The following is an 18168-nucleotide window of genomic DNA, read 5'->3' as shown; positions in this document are numbered from 1 at the left end:
AGAGATTGATACGCCGCGGCCACCAGTACAACCTCCATTCGGAGGATGGCATGAGTTCGATGGACGACATTTCCTCCTGATATCACGTAGCCCGCCTAACCGAAGATCAGTCACGTCTCGTAATCCGTCCGCCGTGGGCTCTGATCGTTCTGTTCCCGTTCCGCCTCGCCGGGCTGGCGGGGTACCACGTACGGAGCCAGCCGGGCGAGCGTCTCGCGGGTGACGATCGTGTCCGCATGGTGTTCGCCGAGCACCCGCTCACGGTCCTCCAGCAGGCGGGTGAGCACCGCGCGGGCCTCGGCCACATCCTTCTCGATCAGCACCTGGGCGAGAGTCCACCGCAGCAGCAGCGCCTCCGGCCGCACCAGTTCGTCCGCCCGTAGGCCGGCGAGGCCGGCCCTGAGTTGATCCGCCGCATCGTCGAAGCGGGAGAGGACGTACAGGCACCGAGCGAGGCTCTGCCGGACCAGGAGCGTCTCCGGTTCCTCGGGCGCCCAGTTGCGGAGCCTGATCGCGAGGATTTCCCGCAGCATCGCCTCGGCCTCGATGGTCCGGTCCTGATGCATGATCGCCCGGGCCAGCGTGTGCCGGATGATCATCGTGTCCGAGTGTTCCGGGCCGCGGACCTTGTCCTCCGCGATGACGATCGCGCGCAGTTCCTGCTCCGCCTCGCTCCACCGGTTCAACGCCATGATGGACCGGGCCAGCTTGTGCCGGCTGGCGAGCGTGTCGGGGTGCTGCGGGCCCAGTAACGCCTCGCGGCCGGCGACCACGTCGCGGAGCAGCGCCTCGGCCTCCGCCGGCCGTTGCTGTTCGAGTGCCGCCCGGGCCAGTTCGTGCCGCAGTGCGAGGATCTCGCGGTCGGTCGGACTCATGCCGTACGCCGCGCAGTTGTCCACCACCGGCACGAGAATCTCCTCGGCGGAGAGCGCCAGGCCGGTGGCGAGGAGATAACGCGCGGTCAGCCGGACGAGTTCCAGCACCGCCAGCACCGTCAGCCGCTCGTACCGGATGCCGCTGCCGCGGAGGTGGTCCCGGGCCAGCCCGATGGTGTGTGGAGCCAGCAGGTACCAGCCATCCCAGTCGGCGGTCGCGTCGGGGTTGAGGCCCCGGACCGCGGCGGTGAGCAGTTGCGCGCAGAGCGCGTGGTACTCGGAGGCCTGCCGGCGCAACTCGCGGTCGTCCCGGATGATGCCGTGCACCAGCGGATGCAGTGAGAGCACGTGCCGGAAGTCCTCGATCCGCACGTCCGGTAGCGCGTCCGGGGTCAGTAGGGACAGGTCGGCCAGTCCTTCCAGGACGGTCAACTGCTGCTGCGCGGTGAACTCGGAGAACAGCGGGGATCTCTTGAGCACGTCCTGGTCGAACAGCCGGTAGTAGGGCACCGGGCCTACACTCAGGCAGGCGAGGACCCGCAGCAGATTCCCGGCCTGGGTGAGACCACGCCGGAGCAGCAGTTCCAGCGAGATGTCGAAGACCTGTGCGGTGACCCCGAGACCGGTCAGCTCGTCGAGCTTCGGCGCGCCCGGTGGCCCGGCGAGGCGTTGCTGGAGTTCGACCCGGAAACTCTCGAAGTCGCGGAGCACCTGCGGGCCCTGGTAGATCTGCGTGGTGTGGACGGACTTCAGGTAGGCGCCCACCGTGCGCAGCGTCATCGGCAGCCCGCCGAGCGTTGCCGACAACTCACGCGCCTGCTCCACCGTGCCGGCCGCGCTGCCGGCCCGGTCCAGCAGCACCAGTGCGCCCTCCTCGTCGGTCAGCGGCCGCACGGCGTGCCGTTCCGACCAGGCCGGCCAGGTGTTGCGGTCGCCGTCCCGGCTGGTGACCACGACCAGATTGGCGGGGTCCTGCGGCGGACGCAGCCAGCCCCGGCCGGAGGTGAGATCGTCGTCGACCGGGTCGAGCAGCCGGGGGTCGTTGGCGCTGTCGATGATCAGCACCCACCGGTTCTCGGCCTTGTCGAGAAAGCGCCAGACCAGGTCGGTGGCACTCGCGTCCCCCGACCACGCCCGATCGACCAGGCCGCTCGGGGCGCCGAGCCGGGTGGCCACCTCGCGCATGTTGGAACTGAGACGCTGGGCGTCGACCCACCAGACCTCCCGGCCGGCGAGACGGGTGCGCCGGGCGACCTCCAGCGCGAGGTAGCTCTTGCCGGCACCGGGCAGTCCGTGCAGGACGTGCACGGAACGCGTCTCCTCGCCCGGCTCGGGGGACAGGATCGCCTGAATCAGCTCGTCCCGGCCGTAGAGCGGGAAGTCCAGGAGGCTGAGCGGTGGTTCGACGGAGATTCGCCCGGCCCGCTCCGGCCGGTCGGCAGGCGCCTCCGCGGCGGAGCCTCCGGCCGGGGTCGTGGTGACGACTCCGTCCGCGGCGGCCTCGGCCACCTGCGACTCGCCCGCCTCGGCGGCGGTCTGGACTTCCTTGCGCAGCGCCAGATAGCGGGAATCGTCACGGGTCGCGGGGCGGATCACCGAGAAGTGGTCGCCGTCCACCACCCCGCTGGCGGTGAATGATCCTTTGGCGACGTACGGGGGAACGATGTTGTCGGACATTCCGGCGTACGTGGAGATCGGCAGCGGCCACTCGTGGGATCCGGCCTTCCGGGCCTGAAGAACGCCACGCTGGAGGGCGTCGTAGGTCTCAGTGATCTCTTTGGTGAGCGGACGCAATTCCCGCTCCTGGGGATTGCGGCAACGAGGCATCATTCGTCGCAGGGAGCCGAGAAACTGTGACCCGGAATTCGGGCAGGCGTACATCGCCACCCGGCGGATGCGCGCCAGTTCCTGCCCTCCGCCCCGGGCCAGCGTCCGCACCAGGTACCGCTGGATCACCAGCCCGCCCTGGCTGTGCGAGACCAGGACGATCCGCTCTGCCTCGGCGATCTCGTGGGTGAGGTAGGTGCCGAGCCGGTCCGCGATGTCGTCCATGCGCGGTATCCGCCGGTCCGGGCGTAGCCGGACGACCTTCGAGTCGTACTCGAAGAAGTGGGCTCGGAGCGAGGGAAGCTCCGGGTCGGTCGTCAGCAGGCGGGCCATCTGCTCCCAAGCGCGTCGGGAGGAGAAGAGGCCGTGCACGAAAACCACGTCGACGCGGTTCATCGCGGCTCGTCCCGAGCGGCGGGCACCGGCGGGGCGGGTGCCGGTGGCGCGGTCACGGACGGTTCGGCCACGCCCGGCTCCGCATCACGACGGGTCGCGGCCAGCACATCCACCACGACGCGGGTGAGCAGCGTGGCCAGCGCCAGGAGCACGCAGGCCGTCACGCCGGCGCGTAGCGCGGGACCGTGCGGCAGCACCTCGGCCAGCACCAGCAGGGCCAGTGCCGTTCCGGTGACGATGGTGGCGACGATGAAAAGGGAATACGCCCGGACGCGAGGCCGGGTCCAGAAGAGGACGCCATCGGGGTCCTCACTCCGGCGCCGGCGGTTCTGCTCGCGAAGGCGATCCAGAAATCGTGACTCCCAGATCAGCGCGAGCAGCAGAACGGGAAGAACCTGGGCGGCGGTCGCGTAAAGGTCAGGGAACACCGGGGCCCTTTCTGCTGCGGTCGGGAGTCGTATCATCCAGTGACCCCACATTGACCAGGATCGCACGAGTGGGCAAAACGGTTTGGCGATCGGTCTGGATGAATAGCGGAAGATGCGACCGGCGATAACACGCAACGTGGCTTTCGCTCACGCTATTGTCGGCGATTCCTCCGGAGAGTCACCGGCGACGTCTGCGCGGCCGCTCAGTCCCCCCGGTGGGACTGCGGTCGGGTCCGCTCTGGGCCCACGCCGGCTACCGTCCGTGACGAAGGGATCGATCACCGTGCGTGATGACCTGCCGGGAATCAGGCCAGGCCGCGCAGGAACCGCTCGGCGATCGGCGCCGCCACCTTCGAGCCCGCCCCGCCCTGCTCGACGAAGACGGCGAAGGCCACGTCGCCCTGCCAGCCGACGAACCAGGCGTGCGTGTGCGCCGGGTTGTTGTCGTACTCCGCGGTGCCGGTCTTGCCGTGCACCGGCTCGCCCGGCACGTCCGCCAGCGCGCTGCCGCTGCCCGATGTGACCACCCCGCGCATCATCGACTTCAGCGCCGCCACCGACTCCGGCTTGAGCGCCTCGCCGGACGGCGCAGGCTTGGCCGGCGCCGGGTCGAGCAGAATTCTGGGCTGCTCGAACTTCCCCCGGGCCACGGCCGCGGTGGCGCTCGTCATCGCCAGCGGGCTCACCAGCGTGGTGCCCTGGCCGATCGCGGCGGCGGCCTGCTCGGGCGCCGGGCCGTTGGCGGAGATCTTGCCGGTGAACGCCTCGGTGCCGAGATCCCACGCGGCCTCCAGGCCGAGCGTACGGCCGGCCTGGGCCAGCCCGTCCGGGCCGAGCTTCGGCGCCAGTGAGGTGAAGGCGGTGTTGCACGACTTGGCGAAGTCGGTGGCGAACGGCACCCGGCCCAGCTCGAAGTCGTCCGAGTTCTTGAAGACCCGGCCCTCGACCGTCGACGTCTTCGGGCAGTCGACGATCGTCTGCGGCGTCACCGCGCCCCGGTCGAGCAGGCCGAGCGCGCTGACCATCTTGAACGTCGAGCCGGGCGGCACCTGGGCGGTGAAGGCGAGGTTGTCGCCCGCCGCGCCCGGTCCGTTCGCGGCGGCCAGCACAGCGCCGTCGCTGATCCGCACGGCGACCAGGGCGGACCGGCGGGTCTGCCCACGCAACGCGGCGTCGGCAGCGACCTGAGTGGCCGTGTCGATCGTCGTCTTCACCGGCTGCCCGGGCTTCGGTTCGCTGCGGAACAGCTCCGTGCCGGTCGGCTCGACCTTGCCGTCCGGGGTGATCCGCTCGCTGATCACGGTGACGCCGGGGACGCCGCGCAGCCGCTCGTCGTACCGGCCCTGGAGGCCACCGTGGCCCACCAGGTCGCCGCGCGCGTACCGGTCGGGGTGGGCCTGGAGGTCGTCGGCGGTGGCCTGGTCGACCGAGCCGAGCAGCGCCCGGGCGAACTCGCGGGTCGGCGCCAGCATGAGCTGCTCGGTGGCGAACCGGGTGCCGGACAGGTCGTAGATGCGCGGCTTGATCTGCCGGTACGCCTCCTGGCGCAACGTCACCACCTCGACGAGACCGTCCGGTTTCGCCTCCTTGAGCCGCTTGGGCAGGTCGCTCAGGTCGACCGGCGGGGTGAGCGCGGGCCGGATCGCCTTGAACGCGGCGTCCAGCTTCCGGACCAGGCCGGGCACGTCGGTGACCTCGCCGGGAACGACCTGCACCCGGACCACCGGGCGCGGCGCGACGATCGGCTGGCCGGCCGCGTCCAGCACACCCGCCCGCTGCGCCGGCTCCCGCCGCAGCGCGATCCGGTCGCCGCTCTCCAACTTCTCGTGCACCACCGACGGCTCCCAGATCACCTGCCACTGGTCGTCGCCGCCGCGCTTGAGGCGTACCGGATTCTCGTAGTCCCAGCGGCCGCCGCCCGGCAGCGCCCAGCTCACCTTGACCCGGGCGGTGGCGATGTCCCCCCGGGTGGTGATCTCGCCGGTGCGTGCCAGCTCCGGCTGGCCGGACGAGAGCGCGCCGGCGAGCGCCTGGATCTGCTTGGTCACCTCGGCGGCGGGCAGCCGCCCGCCGGTCGGCTCGACGAAGCCGACCGCGTGCAGGTCGCCGGAGCGCCAGCCGACGAGGAACTCCTCGACGGCCGCGTCCGGACCGTCGTCTCCGGAACATCCGGTCAGCGCGCCGGCCGTGACCAGGACGGCGGCCAGCGCCGCGAGGACGCGGTGACGGGTGTGACGGGGGCGTACGGGGTACGACACGGGCATGAAGCAGTCCCTCCGGTGCGTAACTGCCCTGCACGCTAGTACGGCCCGCCGCTCGCCACCGCCCCGCCACGGCCTCCGGCAGCGCGACGAGCCGTGTGTGGCAGTGTGATGAACATCGCCAGTCGGGGTACTCCGCGAACGGCCGACCACAGACCCGCAACGGGTGAAAGGACGAAGTCCCGATCCGGACGTCCGGCCGATGATCCACCGCGGGAGGTACCACGCGGTAGGGCCTAGGCTGGGCGGCAGAGTGACCCACAACGCGGTGGGTCGAGGGGAGTGGCACCGATGGACCGGCGTCCGGCGATCAAACCGGGACCCGACCTCCGGCAGGCTGACACCGGCCGGGACGACGACGACAGCTTCGATTCGGCGACCGACGGAGACGGTTTCAGCCGTCTCGACACAGGCGTGACCGGGATGACCGGTTCCAGCATCGACACCCTCTACGACCTGGGCCTGCCCGCGCAGGCACTGGCCGACGGGTCGGAGGACGCCGAGCTGGACGAGCCCGTTCCCAACGCGGAACGGCTGGTCGCCCAGGCGGTCGCCCTGGCCGGCGACGACCACGACGCGGCCACGCTCGTGGACCGCTTCTGGCGGTTCGCGCCGGACGAGGAGCTGATCGGCTTCACCGCCGAGGAGATGCTGGAGGCGGCCCGGGCCCACCGGGACCTGGCCCAGCAGCGGGTACCGGGCGAGCTGAAGCTGCGCATCCACGAGCCGGACGCCGAGCAGCACCACACGGTCGTCGAGATCGTCACCGACGACATGCCGTTCCTGGTCGACTCGGTGACCGCCCTGCTGAACTCCCGCCACCTGGACGTACACCTGCTGGTGCACCCGCTGGTCGTGGTGCGGCGCGAGCCGCTGGGCCGGCTCACCGAGGTCTCGGCGGACGTGGAACCGGACGACGCCATCGCCGGTGACCTGGTCGAGAGCTGGATGCGGATCGAGATCGACCCGGTCCGCGACCCGGCCGAGCGGGAGGCGCTGCGCCGTGAGTTGCAGCGGGTGCTCACCGACGTGCGCGAGGCGGTCGAGGACTGGCCGAAGATGCGGCAGCGGGCCCTCGCGCTCGCCGACGAGCTGGCCGCCGCCCGGACGTCGGACAACCGCCCGCCGGTGCCGGAGAAGGACATCACGGACTCGGTGGAGCTGCTGCGCTGGCTCGCGCACGACCACTTCACGTTCCTCGGCTACCGCGAGTACCGCCTGGTCGCCACCGACGGCGCCCGTGGCGGGCAGGCACTCGAAGCCGTCCTCGGCACCGGGCTGGGCATCCTGCGCTCCGACTCGCCGGAGGCCCGGTCGCTCAAGTCGATGACGCCCGAGGCGCACGAGAAGGTGCTGGAGAAGCGCCTGCTCATCATCACCAAGGCCAACTCGCGTGCGACAGTGCACCGCTCGGCGTACCTCGACTACATCGGCTTCAAGATCTTCAACGAGGCCGGCGAGGTGGTCGGGGAGCGGCGCTTCCTGGGGCTGTTCTCCACCGCCGCGTACCGGACCAGCGTGCAGGAGCTGCCGGTGGTCCGGCGCAAGGTCGCCGAGGTGCTGGACCGCTCCGGCCTGAGCCTGCGCAGCCACTCCGGCAAGGACCTGCTGCAGATCCTGGAGACCTACCCGCGCGACGAGCTGTTCCAGATCAAGACCGACGACCTCTACCACGCGGTGATCGGCGTGCTGCGGATGGCGGGCCGCCGGCAACTGCGGGTGTTCCTGCGCCGGGACGCGTACGGGCGGTTCATCTCCTGCCTGATCTACCTGCCGCGGGACCGGTTCACCACGCAGAACCGGCTGCGCATGCAGGACATCCTGCTGCGCGAGCTCAACGGCATCGGCGTCGACTACACCACCCGGGTGACCGAGTCGATGCTGGCCCGGGTGCACTTCATCGTGCGCACCGACCCCAGCAACCCGCCCGGTGAGATCGACGCCGACCTGCTCGCCGAGGAACTGGCCGACGCGACCCGGCTGTGGGACGACGACTACCGGCTGGTGCTGGAGCGCAAGCTCGGCGACGAGCAGGCCAAGCACCTGTTCGCCAGGTACGCCGACGCGTTCCCGGAGGGCTACAAGGACGGGCACACGCCGTACGAGGCGATGAAGGACCTGGCGAAGCTGGAACTGCTGGAGGAGCCCGGCCAGCTGGAGATGCACCTGTTCCGCAAGCAGGCGCCGCCGCGCCCGTACGCCGCCCGCGCCACCGACGCCGACGAGGCGATGGACGTGCGGTTCAAGGTCTACCGGTACGGCGAGCCGATGATGCTCTCCGCAGTGCTGCCGGTGCTGCACTCGCTCGGCGTGAAGGTGGTCGACGAGCACCCGTACGAGGTGGAGCGCGTCGACGGCCGGATCTGGCTCTACGACTTCGGGCTGGAGCTGCCCGAGCGGCACCAGGACCTGGCCGAGGTGCGGCCGCACGTGGAGAACGCCTTCGCCGCCGCCTGGCGGGGCGAGGCCGAGGTGGACGGCTTCAACGAGCTGGTGCTGCGCGCCGGGCTCACCTGGCGGCAGGTCGTCGTGCTGCGCGCCTACGCGAAGTACCTGCGCCAGGCCGGCACCGTGTTCTCCCAGGAGTACATGGAGCAGACGTTCATCGCGTACCCGCGTATCGCCGATCTGCTGGTGAAGCTGTTCGAGACCCGGTTCGCGCCGGGCGCGACCACGCTGGACGAGCGCCGGCAGCGCAGCGGCGAGCTGGTCGACGAGATCGGCGCGGCGCTGGACGAGGTGGCCAGCCTCGACCAGGACCGCATCCTGCGGGCGTACCTCACGTTGATCCAGGCCACGCTGCGGACCAGCTTCTACCAGAAGCCGGTGCGCGGGCGGCCCAAGGCGTACGTGGCGTTCAAGCTGGACCCGCAGGCCATCCCGGACCTGCCGGCGCCGCGACCCAAGTTCGAGATCTTCGTCTACTCGCCCCGCTTCGAGGGCGTGCACCTGCGCTACGGGCCGGTGGCCCGCGGCGGCCTGCGCTGGTCCGACCGGCGCGAGGACTTCCGGACCGAGGTGCTCGGCCTGGTCAAGGCGCAGATGGTGAAGAACGCGGTGATCGTGCCGGTCGGCGCCAAGGGCGGCTTCGTGCTCAAGCAGAAGCCGGGCGACCGGGACGAGGCGGTGGTCTGCTACAAGGAGTTCATCTCCGCGCTGCTCGACGTCACCGACAACATCGTCAGCGGCGAGATCGTGCCGCCCGAGGACGTGGTCCGGCACGACGGCGACGACCCGTACCTGGTGGTGGCCGCCGACAAGGGCACCGCGACGTTCTCCGACATCGCCAACGAGATCTCCGAGGCGCACAGCTTCTGGCTGGGTGACGCGTTCGCCTCCGGCGGCTCGGCCGGCTACGACCACAAGAAGATGGGCATCACCGCCCGGGGCGCCTGGGAGTCGGTGAAGCGGCACTTCCGGGAGCTGGGGCACGACACCCAGACGCAGGACTTCTCAGTGGTCGGCGTCGGCGACATGTCCGGCGACGTGTTCGGCAACGGGATGCTGCTGTCCAGGCACATCCGCCTGGTGGCCGCGTTCGACCACCGGCACGTCTTCCTGGACCCGGATCCGGACTCGGCCCGGTCCTTCCAGGAACGCAAGCGGCTGTTCGACATGCCGCGCTCGTCGTGGGAGGACTACGACCGCGACCTGATCTCCGAAGGCGGCGGCGTCTATCCGCGTACGGCGAAGTCGGTGCCGATCTCGCCGCAGGTCCGCGCGGTGCTCGGCCTCGACGAGGACGTCACGCAGCTCAGTCCGCAGGAGCTGATGAAGACGATCCTCACCGCGCCGGTCGACCTGTTCTGGAACGGCGGCATCGGCACCTACGTCAAGGCGTCCAGCCAGACCAACGCCGAGGTGGGGGACAAGTCCAACGACGCCATCCGGGTGGACGGCAACGGCCTGCGCTGCCGGGTGGTCGGCGAGGGCGGCAACCTGGGCTTCACCCAGCAGGGCCGGATCGAGTACGCGGCGACCGGCGGCCGCATCTACACCGACTTCATCGACAACGCGGCCGGTGTGGACTGCTCCGACCACGAGGTCAACATCAAGATCCTGCTCAACACGGCTGTGGCCGACGGTGAGCTGGACCGGCCGGAGCGCGACGAGCTGCTGGCCCAGATGACCGACGAGGTCGCCGAGCTGGTGCTGCGGGACAACTACGACCAGGCGCGGGCGCTCAACAACGCCCAGGCCCAGGCCGCCTCACTGCTCCCGGTGCACCGGCGGATGATCAACGACTTGGAGCGGTCCGGTGCGCTCAACCGGGCGCTGGAGGCGCTGCCGTCGGACGAGGAGCTGGCGGTCCGCACCGAGAGCGGCCTGACCGCGCCGGAGTTCGCGGTGCTGCTCGCGTACGTCAAGATCGTGCTGGAGCGCGAGATCGTCGGCGAGGGCCTGGCGGACGAGGAGTGGACGACCGACATCCTGGTCAACTACTTCCCGACGCCGCTGCGGCAGCGTTTCGCCGAACGGATGGGCCGGCACCGGCTGCGCCGGGACATCGTCACCACGGTCCTGGTGAACGAGGCGATCAACCGGGGCGGCATCTCGTTCGTCTTCCGGGTGGTCGAGGAGACGGCGGCCTCCGCGGCCGACGTGCTCCGGGCGTACGTGGTGGTCCGCGAGGTGTTCGGCCTGCGCGACCTGTGGGACGCGGTCGAGGCGCTGGACAACAAGGTCTCGCCCGAGTTGCAGACCGCCGTCTACCTGGACACCCGGCGGCTGCTCGACCGCGCGGTGCGCTGGCTGGTCACCAACCGGCGGTCGCCGATCGACGTGCCGGCGGAGATCGCCCGGCTGCGCGACGGCGTGGCCCGGCTCCTGCCGGATCTGGAGAACCGGTTCTGGGGCACCGAGCGGGAGGCCATCGCGGCGCACATCGAGTCGCTGGTCGAGCGCGGGCTGCCGCGTGACCTGGCCGAGCAGGCGACCCGCCTGATGTACAGCTTCGGCCTGCTGGACATCGTCGAGACGGCGCAGGCGGCCGGGCGGGACGTGGACGAGGTGGCCTCGGTCTACTTCGTGCTCTCCGACCGGTTCCGGGTCGACGCGCTGCTGTCGAAGATCTCCCTGCTGCCACGCGAGGACCGGTGGCAGACCCTGGCCCGGATGGCGCTGCGCTACGACCTGTACGCCGCGCTCGCCGCGCTCACCGCGGAGGTGCTCGGGTCCACGTCCGAGGACGTGCCGCCGGTGGAGCGGGTGCAGGAGTGGGAGCAGGCGAACGCCACCTCGATCCACCGGGCGCACCGGGCGATGGGGGAGTTCGACGAGTCCCGCGCCGACCTGTCCGCGCTGTCGGTGCTGCTGCGCCAGATCCGTACCCTGGTCCGGACCTCGGCGGCGGTCTGACCGCTGACGCGCGCGTGGCCCGGTGGTCGGTTCCCCGACCACCGGGCCACCGCCGTTCCCGGCCTCAGCCGGTCATCGCGGCGTAGACGACGATGTTGTTCAGGTAGCTGCCGGCCGTCTTGTCGAACACCCCGCCGCAGGTCACCACGCGCAGGGCGGGCGCGGCCGACGGACCGTAGACCTGCGCGGCGGGAAAGGCGGTCTTCGGGTACGACCCGACCTCCCGCACCGTGAACGTGGCTGCCGAGCCGTCCTGGCGGGCGACCACTATCGTGTCGCCGGGCACCAGCGCGCCGAGGTTGAAGAACACCGCCGGGCCGAGCTGGGCGGAGTCGACGTGACCCACGATCACCGCGTTGCCGGCCTCGCCCGGGCTGGCGCCGGGGGAGTACCAGCCGGCCTTCATGGCCTGTTCCAGCGGGGGCACCTGGACCGTGCCGTCCGGGTTCGTGCCGAGCGACATGATCGGGGCCTGCACCCCGATGCGGGGGATCGAGATGGTGATCGGCGCCGACCGGGGCAGCGGGGCCGGGCCGGTGGCGGGGGTCGCCGCCGGGGCCGGTGGGGTGTTCGTGGCGCTCGGGATACCCGGGGTGCCGGCGGCACCTGGGTTCGGGGTGCCCGGCAGGGCGCCGGGTCCGATGGTGGTGGGGCCGGGCGTCGTCTGCCCGTTGCCTCCCACGGTCGGTTGCCCGCTGCCGGGTACCGGCCGGTCGGCGGCGTCCGGTGCCGGTTCCCCGGCGGTGTCCGGGTCGGCGTAGGCACCGCCCGGATCGCCGGACAGGTCGGTGGCGACCGGGCCCGCCTGCGTGATCGGCTGTGGCGGTCTGGGCGGCGGATCGGTCCGGACGGACGCGCCGACCAGGCCGGCGCCGAGCATGGCGAACAGGACGACGACGGCCGTGCCGGCGGCCGTCACGGAAGTCCGTGGCGTGCCGCCGGCCCGGGTCGTCGTCCGGTCAGACCGAGCCACCGGCCCGCCGCCGACGCAGCAGCACCAGGCCGCCCAGCGCCGCGGCGCCGATCATGCCCGCGCCGCCGGTGGCGAGGTTGCGGTCCACGCCGGTGGTCGTCATGCCGCCGTCGCCGCCGTCGACCCCACCGCGCGGCAGGACCACCAGCTCGCCCTCACCGCAGGCGCCGTGCAGCTCGTACCGGCCCGGCCGGGCGTCGTGCGAGACGGTGGCCTCGCCGTAGTAGACGAAGTCCTTCCCGTGCTCCCAGCCCGCGTCGTCCTTGCCGTAGTCGCCGCCCGGCCGGTCCTCGCCGTCCTTGCCGCCCTTCTCGCCCGGCCAGCCGCCGTGCTCGTCCTTACCGTCCTTGCCGTAGGCGCCCTTGTCGTCCTGCCAGGCGCCTCCGCTCGCCTGCCAGTCGTCCTTGCCGTCTTCGTCCTTGGCGTCCTTGGCGTGTCGGTCCTTGCCGTCCGGGCCGTGCTCGTCCTTGGTCCAGTCGGGCGTGCCCCGCTGCTCCTTGTCCCAGCCCGGCTCGGCGTCCTGGCCGTACTCGTCGTGCCCCTGCCAGGCACCGGCGTCGGCGGCCGCACCGGCACCGGCGCCACCCGGCTGCGGCTGGTCCGCCGGAGGCTGCGGCGTGCCGCTCCCCGGCCCGCCCGGGCCGTTGCCGCCGGGTCCGCCCGGTGCGCCGGGTCCGCCCGGCCCGCCGCTGCCGCCCGGCCCGTGGCCGTCTTCGCCCGGCTCGCCCTTGCCGCCGGGGCCCTTGCCGTGGTCGCCCTTGCCGTCCGGCCCCAGGTCGGCGTCCCAGCCCCAGTCCTGGTCGCCGCCCTGGTCGCCGCCGCGGTCGGCCCAGTCACCGTGCTCGCCGTTCCGGGCCGGGCGCAGGTCGACCTTGCCGGTCACCTCCGACCAGACGGTGGCGTGCTTCTGCGGCTCGGAGCAGATCGCGAGCAGTTCGACGGTGTCCCCGGCCTTCACCGCGTGCGGCTTGGCGATGACCTTGCCCTCGTCGTGCCCACCCGCGTAGGCCATTCCCGGGGTGAACGCGAGAAGGCCCGCTCCGCCGAGAGCGGCGCCCGCGATCACCTTCCCGAGCATCTTCTTAGCCATGACCAGCGTCTCCATCCCTGTTCGTCCTGAGCCCGACGTCAGTCGAGCTAAGGCTGACGTTAGACCGTTTCACGACTTATTCGGGGAAAGATTCGCTTTTAGGGATTTGCCAGTGATGCGACCCGGGCGCGTGCTCCCCGACCTCTACGCGCGAGTGGAGCTCCCTGGGGCCGCCGGGCTGTTTCGGCATCCATGCCGTTCCGCCCGGCCGAGGGCCTCGTCCGCGCGGCCCAGCGCCGGGCGAGGGCGACGCCGGGCGGCGGTAGGGTGGGTGGTGGCGCATCGAGGCATTGCCATGGAAGCGCTCCCATGTAAGAATCGCTGCACGCGGTTCGGGGAGCCACACCGCGAGCTCAGACGTCGAGGGCAGCCGGCACCACCGGCCGACGTCCGTCTCCATCGGCCGGTCCTGCGGACCGGTCGGCACCACCACCCCCAACGCCCGTCCGGGTCGGGCGTCCCCCGAAGTAACCCGTGGCGCGCACGGCCGTTCCCGCAGGACGACCACAGCCGCCATTTGCGCCGGGCCGTACGCGGATCCGGTCTCGCCCAAGGAGATCAGTGGCATGAATCTGTGGAGAAGGCTGTCCGGCCGGAACCGGACGCTTGCGCTCACCAGCGCCGGCGTCCTGGTAGCCGGTGGACTGGTGACCCTCCCGGTCACCGCGGCGCAGGCCGCCACCCAGTGCAGCGTGACCTATACGACCAGCGACTGGCCCGGTGGTTTCACCGGCACCGTGACCATCAAGAACATCGGTGACGCGCTCAGCTCGTGGAACCTCGGCTTCACCTTCCCGAACAGTTCCCAGCGGGTGGTGAACGGCTGGTCCGCGAGGTGGTCCCAGAGCGGGCAGAACGTCACCGCGCAGAACGAGGCGTACAACGGGTCGCTCGCCAGCGGCGCCAGCACCACCATCGGCTTCAACGGCTCCTGGAGCGGCAGCAACCCCAAGCCGACCCAGTTCACGCTCAACGGCACGGTCTGCAACGGCGGCACGCCGTCGACCAGCACCCCGCCGACGAGCACGCCGCCGACCAGCACGCCGCCCACGAGCACGCCGCCGACGTCGACCCCGCCGACCTCGCCGCCGCCGACGACCACCCCGCCGCCCGGGCAGCGGGTCGACAACCCGTACGCCGGCGTCCAGGGGTACGTGAACCCCGAGTGGAAGGCCAAGGCCGAGTCGGTCGCCGGTGGCAACCGGGTGTCGAACAACCCGACCGCGGTCTGGCTCGACCGGATCGCCGCCATCAACGGCACGCCGGACAGCAGCTCCAACGGCGCGATGGGCGTCCGTGACCACCTGGACGCCGCGCTCGCCCAGGGTGCCGGCTACATCCAGTTCGTCATCTACAACCTGCCCGGCCGGGACTGCTCCGCGCTCGCCTCGAACGGCGAGCTGGGTCCGGACGAGCTGCCCCGCTACAAGTCCGAGTACATCGACCCGATCGCCGCGATCCAGGGCGAGGCGAAGTACCGGAACCTGCGCATCGTCAACATCATCGAGATCGACTCGCTGCCCAACCTGGTGACCAACACCTCGGGCAACGCGGGCGGCACGGTCATGTGTGACACGGTGAAGGCCAACGGCGCGTACGTGAACGGTGTCGGCTACGCCCTGGCGAAGCTGGGCGCGATCGGCAACGTCTACAACTACATCGACGCCGCCCACCACGGCTGGATCGGCTGGGACAGCAACTTCGGCCCGGTCGCCGACCAGCTCAAGGCCGCCGCCGTGGCGTCCGGCAGCACCGTCGCCAACGTGCAGGGCTTCATCGTCAACACGGCGAACTACTCCGCGCTGAAGGAGCCGTACGTCAAGATCACCGACACGGTGAACGGCCAGACCGTCCGGCAGTCCAAGTGGGCCGACTGGAACCAGTACCTCGACGAGCTGTCGTTCGCCCAGGCGTTCCGGCAAAAGCTGGTCTCGATCGGCTTCGACAGCAACATCGGCATGCTGATCGACACCTCCCGCAACGGTTGGGGCGGCACCGCCCGGCCGACCGGCCCCGGCCCGTCGACCAGCGTGGACGCGTACGTCGACGGCGGCCGGGTCGACCGCCGCTTCCACACCGGCAACTGGTGCAACCAGGCCGGCGCGGGTCTCGGCGAGCGGCCGCGGGCCAACCCGGAGCCCGGGATCGACGCCTACGTCTGGGTGAAGCCCCCGGGTGAGTCGGACGGCTCCAGCAAGGAGATCCCGAACAGCGAGGGCAAGGGCTTCGACCGGATGTGCGACCCGACCTACACCGGTAACGCCCGCAACGGCAACAACATGTCCGGCGCGCTGCCGGACGCGCCGATCTCCGGCGCGTGGTTCGCGGCCCAGTTCCAGCAGCTCATGCAGAACGCGTACCCGGCGCTCTCCTGAGCCGCGGCCGGACCACCCGCGGCGGCGGGAGTGAGGCACCGCCCGCGCGGGTTCCCCGGGCCCCTGGTCGACGCCCACGTCGGCCAGGGGCCCTCGGCCGTCCCGGGGTCAGGGCACGGTGCGCTCGATCGCTGCCCGGCCCAGTTCGGCCAGATCGCGGCGGGCCCGCTCCAGGTTCTCCGGCGTCACGTCCTGACCCCGGGCCTGCACCAGATCCTCCGGGTCCCAGGGCTGTTCGGCGCCGGTGCGGATGCCGTCCGGGGCGGCGCCGGTGCCGGTGCCGGTCGCGCCGGTCCCGGCCGCGTACGGGTCACCGATGAGGTTCGGCGAGCCGGTGTCGGGCACCGCGCCGTCTGGTTCGGTGAAGACGGGATTGTCCGGGTCGGTGCCGCCGCTGCGCAACTGGGGCACCGTGCTGTCGTCGTCCACCGCCGCGGCCACCTCGGGGGTCTCCTCCAGCGGCCGCTCGCCACCGCGGTCACGATCGGTCATGCTGCTGCCCTCCTGTCGCTTCGCGTGATCCGCCCGGCGTACCCGGTGCGGGCCGCGCCATGCGGGCGCGGGGGTCAGGAGTCGTCGCGCCGCGGCTCCGCCGCCTCGGTGGGGCGCAGCCGCTGCCACAGCAGCATCAGCAGGCCGAACACGAGCATCGCCGCGCCGGCCCAGAGGTTGATCCGGACACCCTGCGCCTTCTCGATCTCGGCGGAGGTGTCGAACAGCCCCATCAGCCCGACGATCAGCCCGTACGCCACGAACAGGCCGCCGATCACCCGGCGGATGTCGAACAACCGGGCCGCGGCCGAGCGGGCCTCCCGCGCGTCCTCGGTCTCGTCGACAAGCGGGTCGTGCGCCTCGCCGCCCTGGTAGTGGCGGTCCGCGTCGTCTGCCACGGCGTGCGTCCCCTCCTTCAGAAGACCGGGATGTAGAACAGGGCGGCGAGGATCACGGCGACGACGCCGAGCAGCACCGGGGAGCGGTACCAGGCGGCGTCGCCGGCCAGCGAGTCGTCGGCGAGTGTGCTGTCGCTGAGGCCGTACACCAGTCCGGTCAGCTCCCGGTCGGTCTTCGGCCGGGTCAGCGGCGTGACGATCGCGGCCATCACCGCGGCGGTGGCGAAGGCCAGGCCCGCGCCCCAGAAGCTCTCCTCCAGGTCCGAGTTGAAGCTGATCACGCCGCCCTTGTAGAGCAGGTACGTGGCGGTGGCGACGAGGGTGCCGGACAGCAACGACCAGAACCCGGCCAGCGGCGTCATCCGCCGCCAGAACATGCCGATGATGAACGTGCCGAACAGCGGCGCGTTGAAGACCGAGAACAGCGCCTGGATGTAGTTCATGATGTTGCTGAACCCGGCCGCGATGAACGCGGTGCCGATCCCGATCACGACCGCGCCCACTGTCGCGAGGCGGCCCACCTTCACGTAGTGCTCGTCCGGCTCGTCCCGCCGGAAGTACGCCTGCCAGATGTCGTACGTGAAGACGGTGTTGAACCCGCTGACGTTCGCGGCCATGCCGGCCATGAACGAGGCCACCAGGCCGGTCACCGCGATACCCAGCACGCCGTTCGGGAGCAGGTCGCGCATGAGCAGCGGGATCGCGTTGTTGTAGACCAGGTCGCCCTCGTCGGCGCCCAGCCCTTTGACGGTGACCAGGGCGATCAGGCCGGGGATCACGGTGACGGCCGGGATGAGCAGCTTCGGGTACGCGGCGATGATCGGCGTACGCCGGGCGGCACTCATGTTCCGCGCGGACAGGGCGCGCTGCACCTCGGCGAAGTTGGTGGTCCAGTAGCCGAAGGAAAGCACGAAGCCGAGGCCGAACACGATGCCCAGCCAGTGCGCGCCGAGCGGGTTGCCGGTGCTGCCGGTGCCCTCCCAGGCGTGCAGGCCGGCCTCGCCGAGCCGGGAGCCGCGTACCGCGTCCATCAGGCCGCTGACGCCGCCGACCTTGACCAGGCCGATCACCGTGATCGGCACCAGGCCGGCGATGATCACGAAGAACTGGAGCACCTCGTTGTAGATCGCGCCGGAGAGCCCGCCGACGGTGATGTACGCCAGCACGATCACCGCGCCGACGATGATCGCGAACCAGAGCGGCCAGCCGAGCAGCGCCTGCATGATCAGGGCCAGCGCGTAGAGGTTCACGCCCGCGATGAGCACCTGCGCGACCGCGAAGCTGATCGCGTTGAGCAGGTGGGTGGGGCGGTTGAAGCGCAACCGCAGGTACTCGGGGACGCTGCGGACCTTCGAGCCGTAGTAGAACGGCATCATCACGATGCCGAGGAAGACCATCGCCGGTACGGCGCCGATCCAGTAGTAGTGCACGGTCATGATGCCGTACTGGGCGCCGTTGGCGGCCATGCCGATGATCTCCAGCGCGCCCAGGTTCGCCGAGACGAACGCCAGGCCGGTGACCCAGGCGGGCAGCGAGCGGCCGGAGAGGAAGAAGTCCACGCTCGTACGGATCGCGCGCCGGGCGGCGAAACCGACGCCGAGCACGGTGACGAAGTAGAGCGCGAGGATCAGATAGTCCACCGCGTTCATGTCCAGACGCAGGCCGGCGCCCATGCCGGTGCTCCCCTCGTGTGTA

General features: G+C 71.1%; 10 protein-coding genes. 2 read left to right on the top strand and 8 right to left on the bottom strand.

From position 1 onward, the window contains the following. Positions 1-110 precede the first annotated feature (110 nt). The 3 genes from ACFYON_RS19310 to ACFYON_RS19300 all read right to left on the bottom strand — a co-directional run bounded on the left by ACFYON_RS19310 (position 111) and on the right by ACFYON_RS19300 (position 5790). On the bottom strand, positions 111-3098 hold the full coding sequence (locus ACFYON_RS19310) for an alpha/beta fold hydrolase (protein ID WP_354871110.1): 2988 nt from the start codon (positions 3096-3098) through the stop codon (positions 111-113). After that, a complete protein-coding gene (locus ACFYON_RS19305) occupies positions 3095-3562 on the bottom strand; it encodes a hypothetical protein (protein ID WP_354871107.1) in 468 nt (155 codons plus the stop codon). Before ACFYON_RS19305 ends, ACFYON_RS19310 begins: the two co-directional genes overlap by 4 nt. A 269-nt stretch (positions 3563-3831) precedes the next feature. Further along, positions 3832-5790, bottom strand: coding sequence for a penicillin-binding transpeptidase domain-containing protein (locus ACFYON_RS19300; RefSeq protein ID WP_387189169.1), 1959 nt, complete (start codon positions 5788-5790; stop codon positions 3832-3834). A gap of 288 nt (positions 5791-6078) precedes the next feature. Between ACFYON_RS19300 and ACFYON_RS19295 the strand changes: the two genes are divergently transcribed. Then, positions 6079-11145, top strand: a complete 5067-nt coding sequence (locus ACFYON_RS19295; protein WP_387320965.1) for an NAD-glutamate dehydrogenase — start codon at positions 6079-6081, stop codon at positions 11143-11145. A gap of 64 nt (positions 11146-11209) precedes the next feature. Here ACFYON_RS19295 and ACFYON_RS19290 read toward each other — a convergent pair whose 3' ends face one another. Together ACFYON_RS19290 and ACFYON_RS19285 are read right to left on the bottom strand one after the other, a co-directional pair. Beyond that, positions 11210-12025: a class F sortase gene (locus ACFYON_RS19290; protein WP_355096371.1), complete on the bottom strand. Its 816-nt coding sequence runs from the start codon at positions 12023-12025 to the stop codon at positions 11210-11212. 79 nt (positions 12026-12104) lie between these two features. Further along, a complete protein-coding gene (locus ACFYON_RS19285) occupies positions 12105-13208 on the bottom strand; it encodes a hypothetical protein (RefSeq protein WP_387189170.1) in 1104 nt (367 codons plus the stop codon). A 566-nt stretch (positions 13209-13774) separates the two neighbouring features. On the opposite strand from ACFYON_RS19285, the gene ACFYON_RS19280 reads away from it, so the two are divergent. Then, positions 13775-15583 carry a glycoside hydrolase family 6 protein gene (locus tag ACFYON_RS19280; RefSeq protein WP_354871098.1) on the top strand — a complete coding sequence of 603 codons (1809 nt, stop codon included), beginning with the start codon at positions 13775-13777 and terminating at the stop codon, positions 15581-15583. Positions 15584-15691: 108 nt separating this feature from the next. Here ACFYON_RS19280 and ACFYON_RS19275 read toward each other — a convergent pair whose 3' ends face one another. The 3 genes from ACFYON_RS19275 to ACFYON_RS19265 form a co-directional block, all read right to left on the bottom strand. Further along, the gene (locus ACFYON_RS19275; RefSeq protein ID WP_354871095.1) at positions 15692-16075 is read right to left on the bottom strand and encodes a hypothetical protein; all 384 of its coding nucleotides are present in this window, start codon (positions 16073-16075) and stop codon (positions 15692-15694) included. A 74-nt stretch (positions 16076-16149) separates the two neighbouring features. After that, positions 16150-16473, bottom strand: coding sequence for a hypothetical protein (locus ACFYON_RS19270; protein WP_355015044.1), 324 nt, complete (start codon positions 16471-16473; stop codon positions 16150-16152). A 17-nt stretch (positions 16474-16490) separates the two neighbouring features. Beyond that, positions 16491-18146: a sodium:solute symporter family protein gene (locus ACFYON_RS19265; protein WP_354871091.1), complete on the bottom strand. Its 1656-nt coding sequence runs from the start codon at positions 18144-18146 to the stop codon at positions 16491-16493. Positions 18147-18168 lie beyond the last annotated feature (22 nt).

The sequence above is a fragment of the Micromonospora sp. NPDC005686 genome (assembly GCF_042871665.1).
Lineage (GTDB): Bacteria > Actinomycetota > Actinomycetes > Mycobacteriales > Micromonosporaceae > Micromonospora.
Note: the sequence above shows the minus strand (reverse complement) of the source record. Positions and strands in the feature narration are given on the sequence as shown.